Source organism: Pseudomonas sp. HR1 (assembly GCF_030175875.1).
Classification (GTDB): domain Bacteria; phylum Pseudomonadota; class Gammaproteobacteria; order Pseudomonadales; family Pseudomonadaceae; genus Chryseomonas; species Chryseomonas oryzihabitans.
Genome location: NZ_JASNRF010000001.1, coordinates 176025 through 198421 on the forward strand (window position 1 = coordinate 176025; position 22397 = coordinate 198421).

Sequence of the window (22397 nt, forward strand, 5' to 3'; positions counted from 1 at the left end):
GTAGTCACTTGGAATCCCGGTTACGAAAGAAGAAGCGAGAGGAGAGGTTCAGGAACAGCACGAACAGCGTCAGCAGCAGGGCGCCGGCCCAGGCCAGGTGCTGCCAGTTCTCGAACGGACTCATGGCGAACTGGAAGATGGTCACCGGCACGGTGGCCATGGGCTTGAGCACGTCGGCGTTCCAGTACTGGTTGCCGAAGGCGGTGAACAGCAGCGGTGCGGTCTCGCCGGTGATGCGGGCGATGGACAGCAGCACCCCGGTCACCACGCCGGCGCGGGAGGCGCGCAAGAGGATCTGCAGGGTCACCTTCCACTGGGGGATGCCCAGGGCCAGGGCCGCTTCGCGCATGGCCGGCGGCTGCAGCTGCATCATCTCGTCGGTGGTACGGGTCACCACCGGCACCACCAGCATGGCCAGCGCCAGGGAGCCGGCGAATCCGGAGAAGCCCAGGCTGCCGCCGGAGTACTGGTTCAGGGTCACCACCACGGCGGTGTAGATGAACAGGCCGATGACGATGGACGGCGCCGACAGGAGGATGTCGTTGACGAAGCGCACCACCAGGCCCAGCTTGGAGTGGCGGGCGTATTCGGCCAACCAGAGTCCGGCGAGGATGCCGATGGGCGCGCCGATGGCGGTGGCCAGCAGGGTGATCAGCACGCTGCCGAACAGGGCGTTGGCCAGACCACCGTCGGCGGCGCCGGGCGGCGGCGTCATCTCGACGAAGATGGCCGGGCTCAGGGCGCTGACGCCCTTGATCAGGGTGGTACCGAGGATCCAGGCCAGGAAACCCAGGCCGAGCACGGCGGCGGCGCTGCCGAAGATCAGCGCGATGCCGTTCTTGATCCGCCGCTTGCGATAGAGATAGGCGTCGATGTGCATCAGTTACCTGCCTTGCGCGACAGTTGCGTCAGCATCAGCCGTGCCGCCAGCAGCACGAAGAAGGTCACCACGAACAGCAAAAAGCCCAGGGCGATCAGCGAAGAGCGGTGCAGATCGGTATAGGCCTCGTTGAATTCGTTGGCGATCACCGAGGCGATGGAGCTGCTCGGCATCATCAGCGAGAGGGAGAACTGGTGGGCGTTGCCCAGCACGAAGGTCACCGCCATGGTCTCGCCCAGGGCACGGCCCAGGCCGAGGAAGGCGCCGCCGACCACCGCCGAGCGGGTGTAGGGCAGCACGATGTCCCAGCAGACTTCCCAGGTGGTGGAGCCCAGCGCATAGGCCGATTCCTTGAGCTGCGCCGGCACGCTGCGAAACACCTCGTACATCACCGAGGTGATGAAGGGCAGGATCATGATCGCCAGGATGATGCCGGCGGTCAGCATGCCGATGCCCAGCGGCGGCCCCTGGAACAGCACCCCGATCACCGGGACGGCGCCGAGGTAGTCGTTGATGAAGGGCGAGATGTGCGCGGCCATGAAGGGGCCGAAGACGAACAGGCCCCACATGCCGTAGATGATCGAGGGGATACCGGCCAGCAGTTCCACCGCCGTGGCCACCGGACCGCGCAGCCAGGTGGGGGCGATCTCGGAGAGGAACAGGGCGATGCCGAAGGCGGTGGGCACGGCCAGCAGCAGGGCGATGAAGGAGGTCATCAGGGTGCCGTAGATGGGCACCAGGGCGCCGAACTTCTCGGCCCCGACATCCCATTCGGCCGAGGTGATGAAGTCCAGGCCAAAGGTCATGAAGGCGTGGCGACCGCCCCAGAGGGTGGACGCGGCGGCGCCGACCAGTACCAGCAGTACCAGGAGCGCGGCGGAAAACAGCAGCCGGCGGAACCAGACATCGGCGCGGGTATCCCGGCGGATGCGCTGTTCCTGAGCGGCGGAGAGGGGCAGGGTCTGGTCGGTCATGGAGCTTTCCGTCTACCTGGAAGGACGCGCGAAACCGCCTGGACCCCAGGGGATCCAGGCGGCGGGACAGGCGTGCTTACTTCTTGAAGTCGGACGCCCAGTAGCCTTCGATCTGCTTGACCAGGGTGTCCGGGACCGGGACGTAATCCAGGGCCGCGGCATCCTTCTGGCCATGCTCCAGGGACCACTTGAAGAAGTCGAAGGCGACCTTGCTGCGCTCTTCGTTCTTGGGTTCCTTGTACATCACGATCCAGGTGGTGGCGGTGATCGGCCAGGCGTCGGCGCCCGGGGCGTTGGTCATCAGCAGGTTGAAGTCCTTGGCGCTCTTCCAGTCGGCGGTAGCGGCGGCGGCCTGGAAGCTCTTGGCTTCGGGCTGCACGAAGTTGCCGGCGGCGTTCTTCAGCTGCACATGGGTCATCTTGTTGGTCAGCGCATAGGCGTACTCGACGTAGCCGATGGAGCCCTTGATCTGCTTCACGTAGGCGGCGATACCCTCGTTACCCTTGCCACCCACACCGACCGGCCAGTTGACGGTGGTGCCGAAGTTGTACTTCTCCTTCCACTCCGGGCTGACCTTGGCCAGGTAGTTGGTGAAGTTGTAGGAGGTGCCGGAGCCGTCGGAACGACGCACCACGGTGATGGCGCCTTCGGGCAGCTTCATGCCGGGGTTCAGCGCGGCGATGGCCGGGTCGTTCCAGGTCTTGATCTCGCCCATGAAGATCTTGGCCATGGTCGGGCCGTCGAGCTTCAGCTTGCCGGGCTCGATGCCATCCACGTTGATCACCGGCACGATGCCGCCGATGATGGTCGGGAACTGGCCCAGACCGCCCTTCTGCAGGTCGTCGGTGCTCATGGGGGCGTCGGTGGCGCCGAAGTCCACGGTGCCGGCCTTGATCTGGGCGATGCCGCCGCCGGAGCCGATGGACTGGTAGTTGATACGGTTGCCAGTCTTCTCGCTGAAGCCTTGCGACCACTTCGACAGAACGGGGAAGACGAAGCTCGAGCCGGCGCCCGTGACATCCACGGCGTGAGCGGCGGTGCTCAGGCAAAAGGCCGACAACAACAGAGAGAGGCTGAACGTGCGTTTCATGGTGGCTCCATTACCTAGTGAGGGCTGGCGCTAGGCTATTGCCGAAATGTGACAATTAAGTGTCAGCGGCATGACGAAACGGGGACGGCAGAGCGCCATCATGGGCGACGGGCTGGCGCTCGGCCTCGCGACCAGCAAAGGCACGCTTCCCGCCCTGCTCGGCGGGAGCAAGCGACCTCCGGGCATCCCTGGGCGACGTCCGCGCAGGGTACCGGTAGCCGCTAGCCGTCTCTCACAGCATCCTGTGCCGAGCCTCCAATCCAGTGCCAGCGCGGTCTGCAGAGGATCCGCCACCGCGTTCGGGACGCTCGACGGCAGAAGATTTAGCCAAGGCTATATATATTAGAACTATCTACAAGATAGACTTTCTCTATCCGGATGGGTAAGGTGGCGGCCTCTTTGGGGAGTAGCCTGCTTCCACCGCGGTGGAAAGCGTCCTGATCAACATACTCGGCAACCGCCGTGGTCAGGACAGCCAGTCAGGGTTGGCGAGACCAGAGGCATCACCGCGCCACGCCGGGCGTGCGGGGATGTCTTGTGGATCGAGCCCGGCCGGCGCTGTCACGATGAACCCCGCTTCCCTGATGTTTCTGGCCTTCGCCATGTCCACCGATGCCTTCGCCGCCGCGGTCGGCAAGGGTGCCAGCCTGCACAAGCCCTGCCTGCGCGAAGCCCTGCGCACCGGCGCCATCTTTGGCGTCATCGAAGCCATCACCCCGGTAATCGGCTGGGCCGTCGGCCTTACCGCCGCCCAGTACGTCCAGCCCTGGGATCACTGGATCGCCTTCACCCTGCTCACCGTGCTCGGCCTGCGCATGATCTGGGCCGGCTTCGGCGCGCCCGAGGCCGAGGAAGAAAAGCCCCGCCAGCATTCCTTCATGCTGCTGGCCCTGACCGCCGTGGCCACCAGCATCGATGCCCTCGCCGTGGGCGTGGGCCTGGCCTTCATCGACGTCAACATCATCACCGCCGCCCTGGCCATCGGCCTCGCCACCATGATCATGGTCACCACCGGGGTGATGCTGGGCCGGGTGATGGGCAATCTGGTCGGCAAGCGCGCGGAGATGCTCGGTGGGGTGGTGCTGATCGTGATCGGCGCGGCCATCCTGCATGAACACCTGGCCGCCGTTGCCAGCTGATGGCTCGCCTCTGGCGTAGCGCCCTCCTCGTCCTGGCCGCCCTGCTGCTGGCCGCCTTGGGCTTTCTCACCTGGCAGCGCTTCTGGCCGGCCCAGGCCGCTCCCGGCTGGCGCTACGAAGTGGCCCATGCCGACATCGCCAAGGCCAGCGCCCTGGCCTGGCAGGGCGATGCCCTGCTCACCGCGGAAGAACTCAAGGATGGCAAGGGCCGGCTGCTGCGCATCGATGCCCAGGGCCGGCGCAGCGTGCTCAGCGAAGGGCTGTACAAGCCCGACGGCCTGGTGCCCTACCAGGACGGCTTCGCCTACAGCCAGGAAGGCGGCACCCATCCCATCCGCTGGTTCGACGCCGCCGGCAGTCGCGATCTCTTCACCGGTATCAACGCCCAGGGGCTCTGGGCCGAAGGCAAGCGGCTCTATGCCGTGGAAGACCGCAAGGGGGCCGGCCGCCTGCTGCGCTACGACGCCGCCGATGGCAGCCTGACCGTGCTGCGCGACCACTTGGACGAGGCGGAGTCCTTTACCCGCTGCCCGGACGGCAGTGCCTTCTATACCGAGAAATCCCGCGGCCTGGTGCGCCAGCTGAGCGACGATGGCCGGGATCCGCCGGCGCTGCGCGATCTGCGCGAGCCGAGCTTTCTGCTCTGCGACCGCCGCGGCCTGTGGATCAGCGAAGACTCCACCCACCGCGCCCGTCTGCTGCTCTGGGATCGCCAGTCGGCCCCGCGCGCCATCCTGACCTTCCTGCGCGCGCCCCAGGCCTTGCTGCCGCGGGGCGACGGCTATCTGCTGGCCGAAGGCGGTCGCGACCGCATCATCGCCCTCGAACCGCGTTAAAGCATGCGCTTCAGGGTGTCGTCCTTGCGCACCAGGTGATGCCAGAGCGCGGCCAGCAGGTGCAGGCCGATCACCCAGTAGAAGGCCTTGCCGAGCCAGAGGTGCACACCCTTGAGCGTCTTCGCCAGTTCCGGGTCCACCGGGAAGGGCGAAGGCAGCGCCCAGGTGCTGGACGGGATCTTGACCGCGCCGATGGTCAGCCAGACGGTGAACAGCCCGAGCAGCGGCTGGGCCAGCAGAAAGGCATAGAGCGCGTAGTGGGTCAGTCGGCCGACGGTCTCCAGGCTTCGCGTCAGCGGTGGCGTGATCGGCGGTACCGGATGGCGGTGGCGCACCAGCAGCCGCGGCAAGACCAGCGCCAGGACCAGCAGGCCCACCCAGAAATGGCTGAGCGTCACCCACTGGCGCTCCAGGGAGCCCCGCTCGAACTGCCCGCGGTTGAGGATCAGCACATAGGCCAGCAATACCAGCAGGGCCATGAGCCAGTGCAGCAGCCGGGCGCTGCGCGCATAGCGGGAGACAGAGGAAGCGGAAGACATGACGGGATCCTGCGACTGAGATGAAGAGGCGCCGGCAGTGTAGCGGCGCCTCGGAGCCAAGGGTAAGACGGCCGCAGCGCTAACCGCAGGGCGCCGCCGTGGTATCCAGCAGCAGGGTGCTCAGCTGCTGCGGCGGCTGGTGCACCAGGCCGGTGGGCGATTCGCAGACGCGCTGCACGAAATTGTCGCTGAACAGCAGCTTGCCATGGACGAAGTGCTCGTCGGGGCGGCGATTGGGATTGTCGATACGGGTCCCCAGCCGCTCCGCCAGCCAGCTGCCGGCCTCGTAGTGGCTGATCCAGCGCTCGCCCTGCAACTCGGCCAGGGGTTGGGGCGGTGCGTCCCGCGCCACCACGATCACCGGCACGTCGCTGACCTCGGGCACCAGGTCGTTGTGCCCCCAGTGACCGCCCTCCCCCAGCCGCTGGCCATGGTCGCCGGTGATGATCAGATAGCGCTCGCCGTCCAGGCGGTCGAAGTCGGCGAGGATCTCGGCGAGCAGGCCGTCGAGATAGTGCAGGGAATTGTCATAGGCATTGGCCTGGCCCTCGGCCCCGCTATCCGGCCAGGGCGCCGGGGTGCGCTCGTGGCGATAGTTCTGCGCATAGGGCAGGTGCGCGGTGCGCAGGTTGAGCACCACGAAGTTGCGCGGCGCCCACCGCTGTTCGTCGAGGATCTCCAGCAGGGCACGGTCCTGGCGTTGCAGGAAGCGCAGCGGATGGTCCTCGCGGGTGATGGCGACGTCCAGATGGCGACTGCCCAGGTGCGCCAGCAACTTGGATTCCTGGGACGACAGCCAGTGGGTGCGAAAGCCGGCGGCCTGGGCGAAGCGAAACAGGTTGATCTCGCCGCTGCGCAGGCGTCCGTCCTGGCCCGGTTCGCGGATCGGATTGAGCAGGTAGGGCAGGCTCACGTCGGTGGCCACCCCTGCCGCCACGCCGGGGCGGATCAGCGTTTGGGGATTGGCCGCCAGATAGGCCGACAGCTTTGGCGTGGTATCGCGCGCATAGCCAAAGGCGCCCAGGCGATCGCTGCGCAGGGAATCGGCCACCACCAGCCAGACGTGCCGCGCGCTGCTGGGCACCTGGGCCAGTCCATAGGGCGCATAGGCGGTGGGCGGCAGGACAACGTCGTCACGCCCGGCCAGGCGCACCGCCCAGGCGGAAAAGGCGTTGAGGCTGTTGTGCAAGCCGCTGCGCGCGGGGCTGGGCACGAAGGCATCGAGATTGCGATAGGTGGCGCGATAGGGTTTGGACAGCAGCACCGCGGCGATCAGGATCAGCGCCCAGCGACTGGCCGGCAGCGGCACCCGGCCGGGCAGCTGAAGATGCAGGGCGATCAGCAGTCCATAGGGCAGCCCCACGCACAGCAGCACCGGCCAGTGTTCGGGCAGGCTGAGCCACAGCGTCTGGCGCACCTCCGCGGTGTCGCCCAGCAGGGCCTGGATGTCGATGGCGCTGAGCGGCTCGCCGAAGAAACTCAGGTTGCCCAGCTGCAGCAGCTGCATCAGGGCGAACCCCAGCAGGATGAACGCCGCCAGGCGCGGCAGATTGCTCAGCCAGAGCGCCAGGCTGAACACCCAGAGCGCGGCCACATAGCCCGCTTCCAACTCGGCGCGGTTGTTTGGCGTGAAGCTTTGCTGCAGGAAGTCGTCGGCCAGCAACAGCAGGCAACTCAGACTGCTCAGTAGCAGCAAATTGCGCCAGGGTCGCCAGCCCGAAGCGCGGGGGCGGGAGAAGGCAGCGAGCAGCATCAGGGCGCCCGGCGCCTGCGCGAAGGGAGACTGGGGAAGGCGATCATGAGCGGGCTCCGGCGACAGGGAGCCGCTACCCTGAGGGGCGAACCTTAATGAAGTCTTAGCAACTCATGCCCGGTAACAGATGACCAAGGGGTCAGCTGACTGCTCGATCCGCTTGACCCTGAAGTCACTTCAGGCTTCAGGATCGTCAGCGAAGGGCCCGTGCCCACTGCCTCCTCAATGCTCCGGAGACCTGTAGATGAGTGGCTCCACCTCTCACCACGATCACGACCACGACCACGACCACGACCACGACCACGACCACGACCACGATCATCAGCATGGCCACGACCAAGGCCATGGCCATGGTCATTCCCACGCCCCGCGGGTGACCGCCGACAACGAGCGCAAGCTCAAGCTGGTCTTCGCCCTCACCTTTGGCTACGCCATCGTCCAGGCCGTGGGCGGCTGGTGGTCCGGCTCCCTGGCGCTGATCGCCGATTCCGGTCACATGGTCTCGGATGCCGCGGCCCTGCTGCTGGCGCTGGTGGCCTACCGGGTTGCGGCCAAGGCGGCCAATGCGCGCTTCACCTATGGCTTCCACCGGGTGCGCATCCTCGCCGCCCTGACCAATGGCGTCGCTCTGCTGCTCTTGGTCCTGTGGATCGGCTGGGAAGCCATCATGCGGCTGCGCGAGCCCACCGAGGTGCTGTCCGGCCCCATGCTGGCGGTGGCGGTGATCGGCCTGGTGGTCAATATCGTCGGCTTCGTGGTGCTCAACGGCGGGCACAAGGACGATAGCAACCTGCGCGGCGCCCTGCTCCATGTGGCCGGCGACCTGCTGGGTTCGGTGGGCGCCATCGTCGCCGCCCTAGGCATCCTCTGGACCGGCTGGACCTGGCTGGATCCGGCGCTGTCGATCCTGGTCGCCCTGCTGATCGTCAAATCGGCCTGGACCCTGGTGCGCGATGCCGGCGCGGTGCTCCTGCAGGCGGCGCCGCGGGAATTCGACACGGCCGGTGCCACGGCGGCAGTCCGCGCCCTGCCGGAGGTGGCCGAGGTGGGCCACCTGCACGTCTGGACGCTGACCGACGAAACCCGCATCGCCACCCTGCACATCACCCCGGCGCCGGGCAGCGATCCCCTGCGCTTGCCGACCCTGGTGGGCGAGCTGCTGCGCAGCCGCCATGGCCTGCAGCACGTGACGGTGCAGGTGGATCCGCCGGGTACCCTCGACGGGCACTGCGCCTAGTCGCGCGGGGACGACTCCTCCAGCGGGCGGCGGCGACCGGTCAGCATCGACAACGGCAGGTTGTCGCCTACCCTCAGGCTTTCCACCACGGCGGCCACGGCATGCAGGCAGACCAGCGCCAGCAGGCCGTTGGCGAAGCAGGCGTGCAGGTCCTCGGGCCAGTCGGCGCCCCAGAGGGCATCCACCTCGCGCATGAGGAAGCCGGTGACGCCCAGGCCGCCGATGGCGGCCATCATCAGCAGCATCACCAGGGCGCCCAGCGGCGAATGGCCGAGACGATGATGGGGCCGCCCCTGCCAGAGATCGCGCAGATGGGCGCCCAGCCGCGCGCGGGTCGGCCAGCAGTCGCTCCAGCGCGCGCTGCGCGGGCCGACGAAACCCCAGACCAGGCGCACCAGCAGCCAGGCGCTGGCGTAGTAGCCGATCCAGCGGTGCCAGAAGGCGCCCTTCTCGTTGAAGAAGTAGTTGGCGAAAAAGGCGGCGGCGACCGACAGGTGGAACAGCCGCACCAGGGGATCCCAGAGCCGCACGGTCGCCGTCTTCATCAGCTGCCGATCTCGCTCTTGACCGCCTTGCCGCTCACCGGATCGTGATAGATCTCGACCTTGCGCCTGTCCTTGTCGAAGCCGTAGATCTCGTAGCAGTTGCCCTTGGTGATCTTGAACTTCTTGATCTCGTAGCCCTGGTCACGCAGCTGCGCCTGGAATTTCTCGGCGTCCTGCCAGGTGGACTTGTCCGCCTGGGTGCACTGGGGTTCGGCGGCGAGGGCCAGGGGACTTGCGAACAGCAACGGCAGCAACAGGCGGCGCATGGCGACACTCCTCGTGGTGGGAGTGACCAGACTCGACGGCGAAGCTTAATGCAGTCTTAGGATGCAACGCCCGGTAACAGTTGCCCCTGCCGCTGCGCCAGGACGCCAGCGATGATGGCGGGCTAGAGCCATCAAAACGAGAGGAAGGCGGTCGTGCGGGTACTGCTGGTGGAAGACGATGCGGCCCTGGCCCAGGGCATCCGCATGGCCCTGCGCGGCGAGGGCTATACCCTGGACTGGGTGGCCGACGGCCTGGCCGCCGAGCACGCCCTGGCCGCCGAGCGCTTCGACCTGGTGCTGCTGGACCTGGGCCTGCCGCGCCTCGACGGCCTCGACCTGCTGCGCCGCCTGCGCAGCCAGCCCGACGGCCAGGTGCCGGTGCTGGTGCTCACCTCCCGCGACGCCAAGGCCGATCGTATCCAGGGCCTGGATGCCGGCGCCGACGACTACCTGGTCAAGCCCTGCGACCTGGACGAACTCAAGGCGCGCCTGCGCGCCCTGATCCGCCGCAGCTGTGGCCGCGCGCAACCACTGCTGGAGCACGCCGGCATCAGCCTCGACCCGGCCAGCCAGGTGGTGCACTACCGCGGCGCCGAGGTGGTGGTGACGCCCATGGAATACCAGCTGCTGCACCAGCTGCTGTTGCGGCCGGGCACCGTCATCACCCGCGAGCGCCTGAGCAATACCCTGTATGGCTGGCAGGAAGCCGCCTCGGGCAACACCCTGGAAGTGCTCATCCACAACCTGCGCAAGAAGCTCGACAGCGGCCTTATCCGCACCGTGCGCGGGGTGGGCTATCTGCTGGAGCGTCAGCCATGATCGCCATCCGCACCCGCATCCTCGCCCCCACCCTGGCCCTGGTGCTGGCTGGCAGTCTGGCCCTGGCTCTGCTGGCGCTGCGCGACAGCCATCGCGAGATCGAGGGCATCTACGACGCCCAGCTGGTCCAGGGCGCGCGCCTGCTGGAAGGCCTGCTGCAGGCCGGCACGCCGGCGGCGGATCGTTGGCCGGAGCTGATCCGGGTGTTCGATCGGGCCATGCAACCCGTTCCCGGTAGCGTACCGGCGCACCCCTACGAGAATCAGCTGACCTTCCAGGTCTGGACCGCCGATGGCCGGCTGCTGGCCCGCTCCGGCAATGCGCCGCGGCTGACCGAGGTGCCGCCGGAGGGCCTGCACGAGGTGTTCGAGAACGGGCGCGAATGGTGCGGGATGCTGGTGCGTACCGCCGATGGCGGCCTGCGCATCTGGGTCGGCGAGCGCGAGGACCTGCGCCAGGACCTGATCCAGCGCATCGTCAGCCATACCCTCTGGCCGACGCTGGTGGGCCTGCCGCTGCTGGTCGGGGTGCTCTGGCTGCTGCTGGGTTGGGGCCTGCGACCGCTGCAGGATTTCGCCCGCGGACTGCGCGAACGCGATCCCCACAGCCTGGCGCCGCTGCCGACCGGCCCGCTGCCGCCGGAGTTGCAACCCATGCGCGGCGCCCTGGATCACCAGCTCGCCCAGTTGCGCGCCCTGCTCGATCGCGAGCGGCGCTTCATCGCCGACGCCGCCCATGAATTGCGCACGCCCCTGGCGATCCTCGACCTGCATGCGCAGAACGCCCAGCGCGCCGAGACGGCCGCGGAGCGCGACGAAGCCCTGGGCTATCTGCGCCAGGGCGTCAGCCGGGCCACCCGCCTGGCCAGCCAGTTGCTGACCCTGGCGCGACTGGAACCCGGTGCCACCCAGGTCCAGCCGCTGGCCCTGGAGCCCCTGGTGCGCGAAGAGCTGGCGGAATTGACGCCGCTGGCGCTCAGGCAGCAGGTGGAGCTGGTGCTGGCGGCCCAGGCCGGCCCGCCGGTGCTCGGCGATCCGGACGCCATCGCCATCGCCCTGCAGAATCTGGTGACCAACGCCCTGGCCTTCGCCCCCGCCGGCAGCGCGGTGGAAGTCGGCATCGAGGCCAGCCAGGACCAGGGCGTCTTGCTGCGGGTGGAGGATCGCGGCCCCGGGGTGGACGAGGCCGAGCTGGCGCGGTTGTGCGATCGCTTCTACAGCGCCGGCAACCCCCAGGGTGCCGGGCTGGGGCTGGCCATCGTCGAGACCATCACCCGCCGCCTGGGCGGTGCCCTGACCTTCAGCAATCGCGCCCGGGGCGGCTTCTGCGTGGAGTTGCGCCTGCCGCGCGCCGGCTAGGTTCAAACAGCTAGGCCCGCTGGTAGCCGCGCGCCACCACCGGGCGCTCCGGGCGGGTCAGGCGCAGGCCGAGGCCCATCAGCAGCACCACGCCGACCGCCATCAGCAGCCAGGCGTTGGCCAGGCTGTCCAGATGGTCGCGCAGGATGCCGGCGGCCAGCGGCGCCAGGCTGGCGATCAGGTAGCCACCGCCCTGGACGAAGCCAAGCAGCGCGCCGGCGTCGGCGGGATCGCGCACCTTGTCCATCGCCAGGATCAGCGACAGCGGAAACAGCGCGCCGATGCCCAGGCCGAGCAGGATGGCGGTGGGCACCGCCAGGGGCAGCGGCGCCAGCGCCAGGCACAGCAGCCCCACCAGAACCACGCCGAGCACCCCCAGCACCAGTGGCCGGCGATTGCGCAGGCGGGCGATGGTCGCCGACAGCAGGAGACCGGCGCTGACCTCGGCGAGACTCACCCCGCCCAGCAGCAGGCCGCTGTCAGCCGGTTGCCAGCCGAGGCCGGTGTAGTACGGCGGCAGCCAGGCCAGCACCAGGGTGTAGGCCGCGGTCCCGATGCCGAAAAAGGCCAGCAGCAGCCAGGCCTGGCGCTGCCGCCAGGGTTGCGCGCGGGGTGCCGCGTCCTGCACTGGCGCATCCGGGCGGGCCAGGGCCAGCCAGGTGCCGAGCGCCAGCAGCACCGGCAGGGTCCAGAGCGCCAGACCCTGGGCCCAGCCCCACCGCTCGGCCAGGGGCGCGGCGGTGGCCGCCGCCACGGCCGCGCCGCCCATGATGCCGGTGGTGTAGAGGCCCATGAGGGTACTGGTGCGCTGCGGATGGCAGCGGCGGATATAGGCGGGGATCAGCGCCTGGACCAGGGCGATGCCGACGCCGCCAAGCCCGGCGGTGAGGATCAGCCCCAGGCCGCTCGGCTCTTCCCAGCGCAGGGCATTGGCCAGGGCCAGCAGCAGCAGGCCGAGGGCGATGCCACGGCGTTCGCCGAGCCAGGCCTGCAGACGGGCGCCGCCCAGGGCGCAGAGGCCCATGGCGGCGATGGGTAGGGTGGTCAGCGCCCCGGCGCCACTGCCTTCCAGGCCGGTCGCGGCCTGGATGCCATCCAGCAGCGGACCGATGGCGGCCAGGATGGGTCTGAGGTTCAGGCCGACCAGCAGCACCAGCAAGACGGCCAGGAAGGCATCCTGGCGCGGTGCCGGCGTGTTCGGGGATGAAGGTGACGCGGAAAGCATGGACAATCTCCGGAGTGACGCGATATTTCTCTTGATGAGAAGTATCTTAACATCAAGATATATTTCCGAGGTAAGCCGGATGGCCGATCGCGCCGAATTCGCCGTGGACCAGTGGCACCGCGAGCGCCCCGACCTGGATGCCCTGCCCATGCGCCTGGTCGGTCGCCTGGGCGAGATGGCCCAGGTGCTCAATCGCGACGTCCTGCAGCCCTTCTTCGACGAACACCGGCTGCACTATGGCGAATTCGACGTCCTGGCCACCCTGAGGCGCGCCGGCGAGCCCTATGCCCTGAGTCCGACGGTGCTCTATGAATCGGCCATGATCTCCTCGGGCGGCATGACCAATCGCCTCGACCGCCTGGAGCGCGCCGGGCTGATCGAGCGGCGCAAGAATCCCGAGGATCGCCGCAGCACCCTGGTGGCCCTCACCACGGACGGCTTCGCCCTGATCGACGGCCTGATGGCCGCCCACGTCGACAACGAACGCCGCGCCCTGGCCACCCTCAGCGAGGCCGAGCAGCGGCAGCTGGATGCCCTGCTGGGCAAGTGGCTGGCCGGCCGCGCGCCGTCCTGACGGCCATGTACCTCGACTTCAGCTCGTGCAATGGCCTCCACGCCGTGGCCCAGGACTATGCCCATGGCGAGCGGGTGCCGCCCCATCGCCATCGCCAGGCACAGCTGATCCATGCCCTCTGCGGCATCGTCATCGTCAACACCGCCCAGGGGCGCTGGGTGGTGCCGCCCGGGCGCGGCGTCTGGGTGCCCGCTGACGAAGAGCACGATCTGCACCTGCTGGGCCGGGTCGAGGTGCGCACCCTGTTCGTCGATCCCCAGGCGCGCGCCGAGTTGCCGACGCGCTGCCAGCTGATCGCCGTCTCGCCGCTCCTGCGCGAACTCATCCTGGCCGCCCTGCCCCTGCCTGCCGATCGACCGGCCGAGGGGCGTGCCCGCTATATCCTGCAGCTTATGCTCGACGAGTTGCAGGGCTCGCCCACCGCCGGCCTGCACCTGCCCTGGCCGGTGGATGCCACCCTCGCCGCACTCTGCCGCCACCTGCGCCAGCACCCGGGCGAGCGCTGGACGCTGACCCGCGCCGCCGCGCGGCTGGCGGTCAGCGAGCGCACCCTGAGCCGGCTGTTCCTCAAGGAAACCGGCCTGACCTTCGGCCAGTGGCTGCAGCGGGCGCGGCTGGATTCCAGCCTGACCTCCCTGGCCGCCGGCCACGCCATCGTCGACGTCGCCCTGGACCATGGCTATGCCAGCCCCAGTGCCTTCGCCACCCGCTTCCGCCAGGTGCTGGGGGTGTCCCCTTCCGCCTATCGCGGCCAGACGGAGTTGCCCCCCGTCCCTAGCCCGCCACCCGGCCCAGATCGGCCGGATCTATGATCCCCAGCGGCGCGGCCTGCGCTGGGTAGGCGGCCAGGGCCAGGCGACCGCCATAGGGATGGCGCGGATGGATGGTCAGTTGGTTGCAGGCCTCCACCACGCTGGCCACCTCTTCCAGGCGGGAGAAGTCGATGCCCGGCGTGATGCCCTGGCTGTAGAGATTCAGCGCCAGGGTCACCAGATCGACGTTGCCGGTGCGCTCGCCATTGCCGAACAGACAGCCCTCCACCCGCGTGGCCCCGGCCAGCTGGGCCAGTTCGGCGCAGGCGACGCCGGTGCCGCGGTCGTTATGCGGATGGACGCTGATGGTCACATGGGGCGCCGGACCCAGGCCGCGGATGAAGCCCTCGATCTGGTCGGCATAGACATTGGGCGTGGCCACTTCCACCGTCGCCGGCAGATTGAGGATCAGCGGGCGCTCCGCCGAGGGCTGCCAGGCCTCGCGCACCGCCTGGCAGATCTCCAGGGCGAAGTCGGCTTCGGTGAAGCAGAAGGTCTCGGGCGAATACTGATAGGTCCAGGCCGTCTCCGGCTGGGCGTCGCACAGGGCGCGCACGCGCTGGGTACCGGCCACCGCCATGGCCAGGGTGGCGGCGCGATCCTGGTCGAAGACCACCCGGCGAAACAGCGGCGCAGTGGCGTTGTAGAGGTGCACGATGGCGCGGGGGACGCCCTCCAGGGCCGCGAAGGTGCGCTCGATCAGCTCGCTGCGCGCGGGTGTCATCACCTGCAGCCAGAGATCGTCCGGCAGTCCGTCCGCGGTGACCAGTTCACGCACGAAATCGAAATCGGTCTGGGACGCCGCCGGAAAGGCCACCTCGATTTCCCGGTAGCCGATCGCCAGCAACAGAGCGAAGAAGCGCCGCTTGCGCTCCAGCCCCATGGGCTCGATCAGCGCCTGGTTGCCATCGCGCAGGTCGGTGGAGCACCAGCGCGGTGCCTGGGTCAGCTGGCGGCCCGGCCATTGGCGGTCGGGCAACGGGGGCGCGGCAAAGGCGCGGTACTTGGTCTGGGGTTGCTTGAGCATGGGGGACTCCAGGACTGGGTCCCCGAGTCTGAGCGCCCCGCCGGTCCGCTGCGCTCGCGAGCAGGACAGCCCCCTGCGCGATCCGGACAGCCCGCGGCATGCAAAAAGCCGCCGGGGATGACCCGGCGGCTTGCTTGTCAGCGACCCGCGGTCAGCCCACCGAGATGCGCTCCAGCGGTACCGGCTTGAGCCGCGGCGTGAGCACATGGATGACCACGATGGCCACCAGGTAGGCACTGCCGGCGACGATGAAGATCGGCTGGTAGGACTTGAAGATCTCCAGGATGTAGCCGTTGTAGGTGGTCATCAGCATGCCGCCGATGGCGCCGGCGGTACCGCCGATGCCGATCACCGAGGCCACGGCTTCCTTGGGGAAGAGGTCCGACGGCAGGGTCATCAGGTTGGCCGACCACGCCTGGTGGGCCGCGGCGGCGAGACCGATGATGCCCACCACCAGCCACAGGCTGGAGACGAACTGGGCGGTGACGATGGGCACGACCGCCAGGGCGCAGAGCAGCATGGTGGTCTTGCGCGCCAGGTTGGCGCTGCGGCCGAGCTTCATCTGCTTGGAGGAGCCCCAGCCGCCCATCACCGAGCCGATGTCGGCCAGGATATAGATGGCGATCAGCGGCGGACCGAAGGATTTCAGATTCAGGCCGTAGGTCTTGCCGAGGAAGTCCGGCAGCCAGAACAGGTACAGCCACCAGATCGGATCGGTGAGGAACTTGCCGGCGGCATAGGCCCAGGTCTCGCGGAAGGTCAGCAGCTTGAACCAGGAGATCTTGGCCGCGACGGCCGGCTTGGCCGATACCGGGGAGCCATCGTCGGCCTGGATGTAGGCCAGCTCTTCGCGACTCACCTTGGGGTGTTCGTGGGGGCGGCGATAGATCAGCAGCCAGGCGATCAGCCACAGGGCGGTGACGATGCCGATGGAGATGAAGGCCGCGCGCCAGCCCCAGGCCAGGGTGATGGCCGGCACCAGCAAAGGTGTGATGATAGGGCCCATGGCGGTGCCGGCGTTGAACAGCCCGGTGGCCTGGGCGCGTTCCTTTTGCGGAAACCATTCCGAGACCGCCTTGAGGCTGGCCGGAAAGCTGCCGGACTCGCCGAAGCCGAGGGTGAAGCGCACCAGCACGAAGTGGGTGACGGTATGGGCGATGCCGTGACCGATGCTGGCGATGGTCCAGATGGTGAAGGCCAGGGCGTAGCCGATGCGCACCCCGACCTTGTCGATGATGCGGCCAAAGGTCAGGAAGCCGATGGCGTAGGCGCACTGGAACCAGAACACGATCTTGGCGTAATCGGTCTCCGTCCAGCCCAGGTCCGCCTGCAGCGTGGGCTTGAGGATGCCGATCATCTGGCGGTCGATGTAGTTGATGCCGATGGCGATGAACAGCAGGGCGCAGATCAGCCAGCGGTAGCGGGTGAAGCGGGAGACTTGCGGGGTAGCGGCGACGGGCGTGTCCTGCGGCCGCAGGGCGGACTCCGTCTCGGGAGTGACCTGGATAGTCATCGAATAGGCTTCCTGACTTGTTGTTATTGACCGGTGTGAACCGGGGTCGTTGGAAAGCTGTTACCAGATATTCATATGACATCGTATGAGTGACTTTGGCAGGTGTCAATCCACCCAAAGCAGAGTGGTCAGACATCTCTCAAGTAGCTAGTCCCTGGCCACCCGACTCGGTCTTCGCGCTCACCTCAGCCTCTCTGACCGGCCCCTGAACCCTACCTTAAAGAATCTGTGACGCGCCCGGCACTTTTTCGCCCCAAGCCGTCTAATGCCGGTCTTTGAGGCGAAGCCGTCGTCTCATCTCTTCTCGCCGAGCCTGCCGTGCCTGTCGCCGACATTCCTTCCCTGCTGGCGCGCCTTGCCGAGCTGGAGCAACGCAATCAGCAGCTGCGCCAGCAGCTCGATGCCCGCGCCGTGCCTGCGGAAAACAGCGCGACCCTGACCAGCGAACGCTACCAGTTCCTGTTCAACGCCATGGACGAGGGCTTCTGCATCATCGAATTCCTCGACGGGCCCCACGGCCCCTTGAGCGACTACATCCACATCGAGGCCAATCCGGCCTATGCGGCCCATGCCGGTATACCCAATGTGGTGGGCCAGAAGCTGCGCGACATGGTCGGCGACGAGGCTCAGGCCTGGCTCGACCGCTATGGGCACGTGCTGCGCACCGGCGAAGCCATCCGCTTCGAACAGGAACTGGTGGCCACCGGGCGCTACCTGGAGCTGGCCGCCTTTCGCATCGAGCCGGCCAGCCGCCGCCAGGTCGCGGTGCTGTTCCAGGACATCACCGCGCGCAAGCGCGCCGAAATCGCCCTGCGGCAACTCAACGAAACCCTCGAAGAACGGGTGCAGGCCGCCCTGGCCGCCAACCGCATCCTGGCCAGGGTGGTGGACGCCGCCAGTGCAATGATCCATGTACTGGACTTCGATTTCCGCTGGCTGGCGGTCAATGGCTCCGGCGCCGACCTCTTCGAACAGGTCTTTGGCGTCCGCCCGCAGTTGGGGGCGTCCTACCGCTCGGCCCTGGACAGTCGCCCGGAGATCAGTGAACGGCTGTCCGCGCAGTGGCAGCGCGCCTTTACCGGCGAAGCCTTCAACGAGATCGTCTCGGTCGGCGAGGCACCGCTGCAGCGCCACTACGAACTGCAATTCAGCCCGCTGCTCGATGCCGACGGCCAGCGCATCGGCGCCTATCAGTTCGCCTACGACGTCACCGAGCGCCTCAACGAGCAGGAGCGCATCCGGCTGATGGAAGAAGCCCTGCGCCAGTCGCAGAAGATGGAGGCCGTCGGCCAGCTCACCGGCGGCATCGCCCATGACTTCAACAACCTGCTGACCGGCATCCTCGGCTCGCTGGAGATGCTCGACCTGCGCCTGCGCCAGGGCCGGCTGCAGGACCTCGAGCGCTACACCGGCACCGCCCGCAGCGCCGCCCAGCGCGCCGCCGCCCTGACCCACCGGCTGCTGGCCTTTTCCCGGCGCCAGACCCTGGATCCGCAACCGGTGGCGCTGGAGCAACTGGTCATCGGCCTGGAAGACCTGATCCAGCGCAGCATAGGTCCGCAGATCGCCCTGGAGCGCGAAGCCGATCCCCGGCTCTGGCTGACCCACATCGACGGTCTGCAGCTGGAAAACGCCCTGCTCAACCTCTGCCTAAACGCCCGCGACGCCATGCCCGACGGCGGGCGCATCCGTATCGTCCTGAGCAACGAGCGCCTGGACGCGACCCAGGCCGAGCGCCAGGCCCTGCCCGTGGGCGACTTCGTGCGCCTGAGCGTGGGCGATACCGGCAGCGGCATGAGCGACGAGGTCCTCGCCCGGGTATTCGATCCCTTCTTCACCACCAAGCCCATTGGCCAGGGTACCGGCCTGGGACTGTCCATGGTGCATGGCTTCGTACTGCAGTCGGGTGGCGAGATCCGCATCGACTCCGCGCCCGGCGCCGGTACCTGGGTACACCTCTATCTGCCGCGTCATCACCTGGCGCCGCTGGCCGACAGCGCCTTGCCGGCCGAACCGGAGCCTCACGCCCCAGGCCACGGCGAGACCATCCTGGTGGTCGACGACGAACCCACCATCCGTACCCTGCTGGTGGAAGTCATGCTCGCCCAGGGCTACCGGGTACTGGAGGCGGCCGATGCCGCCACCGCTCTGGCCCTGCTCTCGCCCGATACCCCGCTGGACCTGCTGATCACCGATGTCGGCCTGCCCGGCGCCCTCAACGGCCGCCAGCTGGCCGACGCCCTGCGCGGACTGCGACCGGAGCTGCCGGTGCTGTTCATCACCGGTTATGCGGAAAGCCAGGTTATCGACGACGCCCATCTCGAAACCGGCATGCGGGTGCTGACCAAGCCCTTCACCCTGGATACGCTGGAGCGGCGGATCCAGGCGATGCTGCAAAGGGCCTGAGTCGCGAGCAGGTCAGGCGTGCCGTGATGTCTCTTTGCTATCATCGGCCCTCCGCGTCGCTACCCGTGCCCTCGCTCATGGACAAGCTCTCCCTGCTGCACCTCCTGCTGATCTTTACCGCCATCGCCTGCATGGCCCTGCTGGCCTCGCTGATCCGCTAGCGACGTTAAGCCAGCCATAAGCCGGGCGGTGGCAAGCTCTCTTCCATGCCGAAAGGCATCGTAGAAGCTGACATCTGCGCTTTTAGCCCGGGAGGATCCCGGGCTTTTTTTCGCGCCGACAAAATGCGCAACAGTCCACGGGTCCGCGTTTTGCCACTCCAGCGCTCTCCGCCGGGCCTGGCATGATGGGGCTCTGGTCCAGGAGGGACAGCCATGATCACCAGGATGCCGTCAGCCCACGCTCAGTCGCTTGCCTTCGATGTCTGCCCCCTGGGCGCCGAGGTCCCGTCCCTGTCCATCGAGATCCTCCAGCAGGGCTTTCTGGCCCTGGATCATCATGGCCAGCTCGACATGAGTCGCGCGCTCAAGCGCCAGTTGCGCGAGCGCCTGGTCGAGCAGCTGGATGCCCAGCTGCCCGTGGTCGCGGCCGCCGCGCTGGAGCTCTCCGCTCCGCAGGTGCAGGCCGTGCCCCAGCGCCGCAGCCACGGCGGCTGACCGCCCCGCTCAGTCCCGGTAATCCGGCTCCAGCCGCAGCAGCTGGCGCTTCACGCTTTCCAGGTGCAGTCGCGCGCTGTCGGCGTTGCCCTGCAGCATCTGCTGGCAGGCGGCGTGCGCGATGGCCGGTGCCACCGGCTTCAGCGGCCGGCCGCTGGCCATGGCCTTGAGTTGCACCTCGGCGGCGCGCTCCAGGTAGTAGAGGTCGTCCCAGGCCTCGGCGATGCTCGGCCCCAGCACCAGGGGTCCGTGATTCTTCAGCATGACCACCGCCGCGTCCCCCGCCGCCCGGGCGATGCGTTCGCCTTCCGTGGCGTCCAGCGCCAGGCCGTTGTAGTCCTCGTCCACGCGCAGACGGTCATAGAATTTCAGCGCGGTCTGCCCGGCCCAGACGAAGGGCTCGCCCTCCAGCAGACAGAGCGCCGTGGCATTGGGCATATGGGTATGGAAGGCCGCCCGTGCCCCGGGATTGAGGCGGTGCAGCTGGGCGTGGATATGGAAGGCGGTGGCCTCGGGGGCGCCCTCGCCCATGACCACGCCACCGGCGAAGTCGCAGATCAGCAGCGAGGATGCCGTGACCTCGGCGAAGGCCAGGCCATAGGGATTGACCAGGAACAGCTCGTCGTGGCCGGGCACCACGAAGGAGAAGTGATTACAGATCCCCTCGCCCAGGCCCAGCCGGGCAGCCATGCGGAAGCAGGCGGCGAGATCGATGCGGGCCTGGCGGATGGCCGGGGTGTCCAGATCGAGGTGACGGGCAGCGGCAGTAGTACTCGCGAAGGCGTGGGCCATAGGGGTGCTCCTTGGAAAGAGGCCGGAGTGCTGCACAAAGGATGCCGCCCCCTGTCATGGCGCTGTCATCATAAAATTGCAGCAATCTCTTGTTACATCTCTGCCATCTTTCCTCCATGCAGAGAGTTTTCCATGGCCTTCCTTCCCACTCGTCTCGCCCGTGCCTGCAGCCTCGCCCTTCTCGCCAGTTCGGCCGTTATGGCTGCGGAGCCGGCGCGCAACGTCATCCTTTTCATCCCCGATGGCCTGCGCGCCAACATCGTCGACGCCCAGACCGCGCCGAATCTGGCCCAGTTGCGCCGCGAGGGCGTGAATTTCCAGAACAGCCACTCGCTGTTCCCGACGTTCACCACGCCCAATGCCTCGGCCATGGCCACCGGGCACTACCTGGGCGATACCGGGGATTTCGGTAACACCATCTACACCGGCTTCCCGGTGCCGGGCGCCAACAACAGCGTCACGCCCTTCCTGGAGAACGACGAGGTGCTGGGCGACGTCGACGAGCATTTCGCCGGCAACTACCTGGACGAGGAAACCCTGCTGGCCGCCGCGCGCCAGGCGGGCCTGTCCACCGCCGCCGTCGGCAAGCTCGGTCCGGTGGCCATCCAGGACGTGACCGCCCGCGACGGCGAAAAGACGGTGATCGTCGACGACTCCACCGGTCACCCCACCGGCATTCCCCTGAGCGCGGCCATGCAGGACGCCCTGAAACAGGCCGGTCTGCCGCTGGAAGCCCCGAGCCGGGGCGCCAACGGCAAGGCCGGCAACGCCACCACGCCCGGCACCCTGAGCGCCAACGTCGAGCAGCAGCGCTACTTCCTCGACGTCACCAACCAGGTGCTGCTGCCGCGCTTCAAGGCGAGCGGCAAGCCCTTCGTGCTGGTGTTCTGGTCGCGCGACCCCGATGGCACCCAACACAACCAGGGCGACAGCCTGGGCAAGGTCACTCCGGGCATCAACGGCCCCACCAGCCTGGCCGCCATCCGCAACGTCGACGCCAACCTCGGCGCCCTGCGCGCCCGGCTCAAGGAGCTGGGCCTGGACGGCAACACCGACATCTTCGTCAGCGCCGACCACGGCTTCTCCACCATCTCCAAGGAGAGCAAGACCAGTCCGGCGGCCAAGGCCAGCTACCCCGACGTGCCCAAGGGGCAGCTGCCGCCCGGCTTCCTCGCCCTGGATCTCGCCGCCGCGCTGAAATTGCCGCTGCTCGATCCGGACGCCAAGGGCGCCGCGGTGGCGATGGACCAGGGCCAGCACCCGAGCAAGGCCAATGGCCTGATCGGCCCGGACGCGGCCAAGCCGGAGGTGGTGGTGGCGGCCAACGGCGGCTCGGACCTGGTCTATCTGCCGCAGGGCGATGCCAAGACGCTGGCGCCCAAGGTGGTCGCGGCGCTGCTCAAGCAGGATTACGTCAGCGGCCTGTTCGTCGACGACGACCTGGGCAAGATCCCCGGCACCCTGCCGCTCTCGGCGATCAACCTCAAGGGCTCGGCGCTCACCCCCTACCCGGCCATCGTGGTCAACTTCCGCTCCTATGACAGCGGTTGCGGCAAACCCGACGTCTGCGCCGTCGAGGTGGCCGACACCGGGCTGCAGCAGGGCCAGGGCATGCATGGCAGCTTCAGCCGCGGCGACACCCACAACTTCATGGCGGCCATCGGCCCGGACTTCCACAAGGGCTTCGTCGACCTGAGTCCGGTCAGCAACGCCGACGTCGGCCAGACCCTGGCGCACCTGCTGCACCTGGAGATCCCGGCCAAGGGGCAACTGGTCGGCCGGGTGATCGGCGAGAGCCTGGAAGGCGGCAAGCCGGTCAAGGCCAGCCACCGGGTGCAGCGCTCGGCACCGGCGGCGGGCGGGCTGGTCACCGAACTCAAGACCCAGAACGTCGGCGACACCCGCTACTTCGATGCCGCCGGCTTCAAGGGTCGCTCGGTCGGGCTGTGATCCGCG

Annotated in this window: 22 protein-coding genes and 1 riboswitch; of the genes, 11 read left to right on the forward strand and 11 right to left on the reverse strand. The window is 68.0% G+C overall.

Going from position 1 to position 22397, the window contains the following annotated elements:
- Positions 1–4: 4 nt before the first annotated feature.
- The 3 genes from pstA to pstS form a co-directional block, all read right to left on the reverse strand.
- A complete protein-coding gene (gene pstA, locus QKY98_RS00810) occupies positions 5–880 on the reverse strand; it encodes a phosphate ABC transporter permease PstA (RefSeq protein WP_064308109.1) in 876 nt (291 codons plus the stop codon).
- Entirely contained in the window at positions 880–1854 is a 975-nt protein-coding gene (pstC, locus tag QKY98_RS00815) for a phosphate ABC transporter permease subunit PstC (protein ID WP_284670167.1), read from the reverse strand. Before pstC ends, pstA begins: the two co-directional genes overlap by 1 nt.
- Before the next feature lie 76 nt (positions 1855–1930).
- Complete coding sequence (gene pstS, locus QKY98_RS00820; protein WP_027600129.1) at positions 1931–2944, reverse strand: phosphate ABC transporter substrate-binding protein PstS; 1014 nt, start codon at positions 2942–2944, stop codon at positions 1931–1933.
- A 394-nt stretch (positions 2945–3338) separates the two neighbouring features.
- Positions 3339–3501: riboswitch (yybP-ykoY riboswitch) on the forward strand.
- Between the two features lie 9 nt (positions 3502–3510).
- On the opposite strand from pstS, the gene mntP reads away from it, so the two are divergent.
- Positions 3511–4083 (forward strand): manganese efflux pump MntP, encoded by a 573-nt coding sequence (gene mntP, locus QKY98_RS00825; RefSeq protein WP_007160734.1) that lies wholly within the window; start codon positions 3511–3513, stop codon positions 4081–4083.
- Positions 4083–4919, forward strand: coding sequence for an SMP-30/gluconolactonase/LRE family protein (locus QKY98_RS00830; protein ID WP_108582460.1), 837 nt, complete (start codon positions 4083–4085; stop codon positions 4917–4919). Before mntP ends, QKY98_RS00830 begins: the two co-directional genes overlap by 1 nt.
- Here QKY98_RS00830 and QKY98_RS00835 read toward each other — a convergent pair.
- Both QKY98_RS00835 and QKY98_RS00840 read right to left on the reverse strand, forming a co-directional pair.
- Entirely contained in the window at positions 4916–5458 is a 543-nt protein-coding gene (locus tag QKY98_RS00835; RefSeq protein WP_284670168.1) for a cytochrome b, read from the reverse strand. The two genes, QKY98_RS00830 and QKY98_RS00835, sit on opposite strands and share 4 nt — an antisense overlap.
- A gap of 79 nt (positions 5459–5537) precedes the next feature.
- Entirely contained in the window at positions 5538–7211 is a 1674-nt protein-coding gene (locus tag QKY98_RS00840) for a phosphoethanolamine transferase (protein ID WP_284670169.1), read from the reverse strand.
- A 244-nt stretch (positions 7212–7455) separates the two neighbouring features.
- Here QKY98_RS00840 and QKY98_RS00845 point away from each other — a divergent pair, with 244 nt between their 5' ends.
- Positions 7456–8448: a cation diffusion facilitator family transporter gene (locus tag QKY98_RS00845; protein WP_284670170.1), complete on the forward strand. Its 993-nt coding sequence runs from the start codon at positions 7456–7458 to the stop codon at positions 8446–8448.
- Here the strand turns inward: QKY98_RS00845 and QKY98_RS00850 are convergent.
- Positions 8445–8993 (reverse strand): cytochrome b/b6 domain-containing protein, encoded by a 549-nt coding sequence (locus QKY98_RS00850; RefSeq protein ID WP_284670171.1) that lies wholly within the window; start codon positions 8991–8993, stop codon positions 8445–8447. The two genes, QKY98_RS00845 and QKY98_RS00850, sit on opposite strands and share 4 nt — an antisense overlap.
- Positions 8993–9259 (reverse strand): PepSY domain-containing protein, encoded by a 267-nt coding sequence (locus tag QKY98_RS00855; RefSeq protein ID WP_042137015.1) that lies wholly within the window; start codon positions 9257–9259, stop codon positions 8993–8995. The genes QKY98_RS00850 and QKY98_RS00855 overlap by 1 nt, the downstream gene beginning before the upstream one ends.
- A 153-nt stretch (positions 9260–9412) precedes the next feature.
- On the opposite strand from QKY98_RS00855, the gene QKY98_RS00860 reads away from it, so the two are divergent.
- The gene (locus tag QKY98_RS00860; RefSeq protein WP_284670172.1) at positions 9413–10078 is read left to right on the forward strand and encodes a response regulator; all 666 of its coding nucleotides are present in this window, start codon (positions 9413–9415) and stop codon (positions 10076–10078) included.
- Complete coding sequence (locus QKY98_RS00865) at positions 10075–11436, forward strand: ATP-binding protein (RefSeq protein WP_284670173.1); 1362 nt, start codon at positions 10075–10077, stop codon at positions 11434–11436. Before QKY98_RS00860 ends, QKY98_RS00865 begins: the two co-directional genes overlap by 4 nt.
- Positions 11437–11446: 10 nt before the next feature.
- Here QKY98_RS00865 and QKY98_RS00870 read toward each other — a convergent pair whose 3' ends face one another.
- Positions 11447–12661, reverse strand: a complete 1215-nt coding sequence (locus QKY98_RS00870) for an MFS transporter (protein WP_284670174.1) — start codon at positions 12659–12661, stop codon at positions 11447–11449.
- Positions 12662–12740: 79 nt separating this feature from the next.
- Between QKY98_RS00870 and QKY98_RS00875 the strand changes: the two genes are divergently transcribed.
- Positions 12741–13235, forward strand: a complete 495-nt coding sequence (locus QKY98_RS00875; protein ID WP_042137007.1) for a MarR family winged helix-turn-helix transcriptional regulator — start codon at positions 12741–12743, stop codon at positions 13233–13235.
- A 5-nt stretch (positions 13236–13240) separates the two neighbouring features.
- Positions 13241–14047, forward strand: a complete 807-nt coding sequence (locus QKY98_RS00880) for an AraC family transcriptional regulator (protein ID WP_284670175.1) — start codon at positions 13241–13243, stop codon at positions 14045–14047.
- On the opposite strand, the gene QKY98_RS00885 is transcribed toward QKY98_RS00880, so the two are convergent.
- Positions 14010–15074 (reverse strand): 2-isopropylmalate synthase, encoded by a 1065-nt coding sequence (locus tag QKY98_RS00885; protein WP_042137006.1) that lies wholly within the window; start codon positions 15072–15074, stop codon positions 14010–14012. The two genes, QKY98_RS00880 and QKY98_RS00885, sit on opposite strands and share 38 nt — an antisense overlap.
- 151 nt (positions 15075–15225) lie before the next feature.
- The gene (locus QKY98_RS00890; RefSeq protein WP_284670176.1) at positions 15226–16587 is read right to left on the reverse strand and encodes an MFS transporter; all 1362 of its coding nucleotides are present in this window, start codon (positions 16585–16587) and stop codon (positions 15226–15228) included.
- Positions 16588–16905: 318 nt separating this feature from the next.
- Between QKY98_RS00890 and QKY98_RS00895 the strand changes: the two genes are divergently transcribed.
- The 3 genes from QKY98_RS00895 (at position 16906) to QKY98_RS00905 (ending at position 19649) form a co-directional block, all read left to right on the forward strand.
- The gene (locus QKY98_RS00895) at positions 16906–18993 is read left to right on the forward strand and encodes a PAS domain-containing protein (RefSeq protein ID WP_284670177.1); all 2088 of its coding nucleotides are present in this window, start codon (positions 16906–16908) and stop codon (positions 18991–18993) included.
- Positions 18994–19019: 26 nt separating this feature from the next.
- Positions 19020–19154 (forward strand): hypothetical protein, encoded by a 135-nt coding sequence (locus tag QKY98_RS00900; protein ID WP_256204021.1) that lies wholly within the window; start codon positions 19020–19022, stop codon positions 19152–19154.
- A 213-nt stretch (positions 19155–19367) separates the two neighbouring features.
- On the forward strand, positions 19368–19649 hold the full coding sequence (locus QKY98_RS00905; RefSeq protein WP_027600116.1) for a hypothetical protein: 282 nt from the start codon (positions 19368–19370) through the stop codon (positions 19647–19649).
- 9 nt (positions 19650–19658) lie between these two features.
- On the opposite strand, the gene QKY98_RS00910 is transcribed toward QKY98_RS00905, so the two are convergent.
- Positions 19659–20441 carry an aldolase gene (locus tag QKY98_RS00910; RefSeq protein ID WP_284670178.1) on the reverse strand — a complete coding sequence of 261 codons (783 nt, stop codon included), beginning with the start codon at positions 20439–20441 and terminating at the stop codon, positions 19659–19661.
- 132 nt (positions 20442–20573) lie between these two features.
- On the opposite strand from QKY98_RS00910, the gene QKY98_RS00915 reads away from it, so the two are divergent.
- Positions 20574–22391, forward strand: coding sequence for an alkaline phosphatase family protein (locus QKY98_RS00915; RefSeq protein ID WP_284670179.1), 1818 nt, complete (start codon positions 20574–20576; stop codon positions 22389–22391).
- The last annotated feature ends 6 nt before the right edge of the window (positions 22392–22397 follow it).

Excerpts from the sequence above, each read along its gene's own strand:
- QKY98_RS00840 (WP_284670169.1), bottom strand. The coding sequence starts at position 7,211 with ATGCTGCTCGCTGCCTTCTCCCGCCCCCGCGCTTCGGGCTGGCGACCC.
- QKY98_RS00880 (WP_284670175.1), top strand. The coding sequence starts at position 13,241 with ATGTACCTCGACTTCAGCTCGTGCAATGGCCTCCACGCCGTGGCCCAG.
- mntP (WP_007160734.1), top strand. The coding sequence starts at position 3,511 with ATGAACCCCGCTTCCCTGATGTTTCTGGCCTTCGCCATGTCCACCGAT.
- QKY98_RS00865 (WP_284670173.1), top strand. The coding sequence starts at position 10,075 with ATGATCGCCATCCGCACCCGCATCCTCGCCCCCACCCTGGCCCTGGTG.
- QKY98_RS00830 (WP_108582460.1), top strand. The coding sequence starts at position 4,083 with ATGGCTCGCCTCTGGCGTAGCGCCCTCCTCGTCCTGGCCGCCCTGCTG.
- QKY98_RS00915 (WP_284670179.1), top strand. The coding sequence starts at position 20,574 with ATGGCCTTCCTTCCCACTCGTCTCGCCCGTGCCTGCAGCCTCGCCCTT.
- pstC (WP_284670167.1), bottom strand. The coding sequence starts at position 1,854 with ATGACCGACCAGACCCTGCCCCTCTCCGCCGCTCAGGAACAGCGCATC.
- QKY98_RS00835 (WP_284670168.1), bottom strand. The coding sequence starts at position 5,458 with ATGTCTTCCGCTTCCTCTGTCTCCCGCTATGCGCGCAGCGCCCGGCTG.
- pstA (WP_064308109.1), bottom strand. The coding sequence starts at position 880 with ATGCACATCGACGCCTATCTCTATCGCAAGCGGCGGATCAAGAACGGC.
- QKY98_RS00870 (WP_284670174.1), bottom strand. The coding sequence starts at position 12,661 with ATGCTTTCCGCGTCACCTTCATCCCCGAACACGCCGGCACCGCGCCAG.
- pstS (WP_027600129.1), bottom strand. The coding sequence starts at position 2,944 with ATGAAACGCACGTTCAGCCTCTCTCTGTTGTTGTCGGCCTTTTGCCTG.
- QKY98_RS00890 (WP_284670176.1), bottom strand. The coding sequence starts at position 16,587 with ATGACTATCCAGGTCACTCCCGAGACGGAGTCCGCCCTGCGGCCGCAG.
- QKY98_RS00875 (WP_042137007.1), top strand. The coding sequence starts at position 12,741 with ATGGCCGATCGCGCCGAATTCGCCGTGGACCAGTGGCACCGCGAGCGC.
- QKY98_RS00845 (WP_284670170.1), top strand. The coding sequence starts at position 7,456 with ATGAGTGGCTCCACCTCTCACCACGATCACGACCACGACCACGACCAC.
- QKY98_RS00885 (WP_042137006.1), bottom strand. The coding sequence starts at position 15,074 with ATGCTCAAGCAACCCCAGACCAAGTACCGCGCCTTTGCCGCGCCCCCG.
- QKY98_RS00900 (WP_256204021.1), top strand. The coding sequence starts at position 19,020 with ATGTCTCTTTGCTATCATCGGCCCTCCGCGTCGCTACCCGTGCCCTCG.
- QKY98_RS00855 (WP_042137015.1), bottom strand. The coding sequence starts at position 9,259 with ATGCGCCGCCTGTTGCTGCCGTTGCTGTTCGCAAGTCCCCTGGCCCTC.
- QKY98_RS00850 (WP_284670171.1), bottom strand. The coding sequence starts at position 8,993 with ATGAAGACGGCGACCGTGCGGCTCTGGGATCCCCTGGTGCGGCTGTTC.
- QKY98_RS00905 (WP_027600116.1), top strand. The coding sequence starts at position 19,368 with ATGATCACCAGGATGCCGTCAGCCCACGCTCAGTCGCTTGCCTTCGAT.
- QKY98_RS00910 (WP_284670178.1), bottom strand. The coding sequence starts at position 20,441 with ATGGCCCACGCCTTCGCGAGTACTACTGCCGCTGCCCGTCACCTCGAT.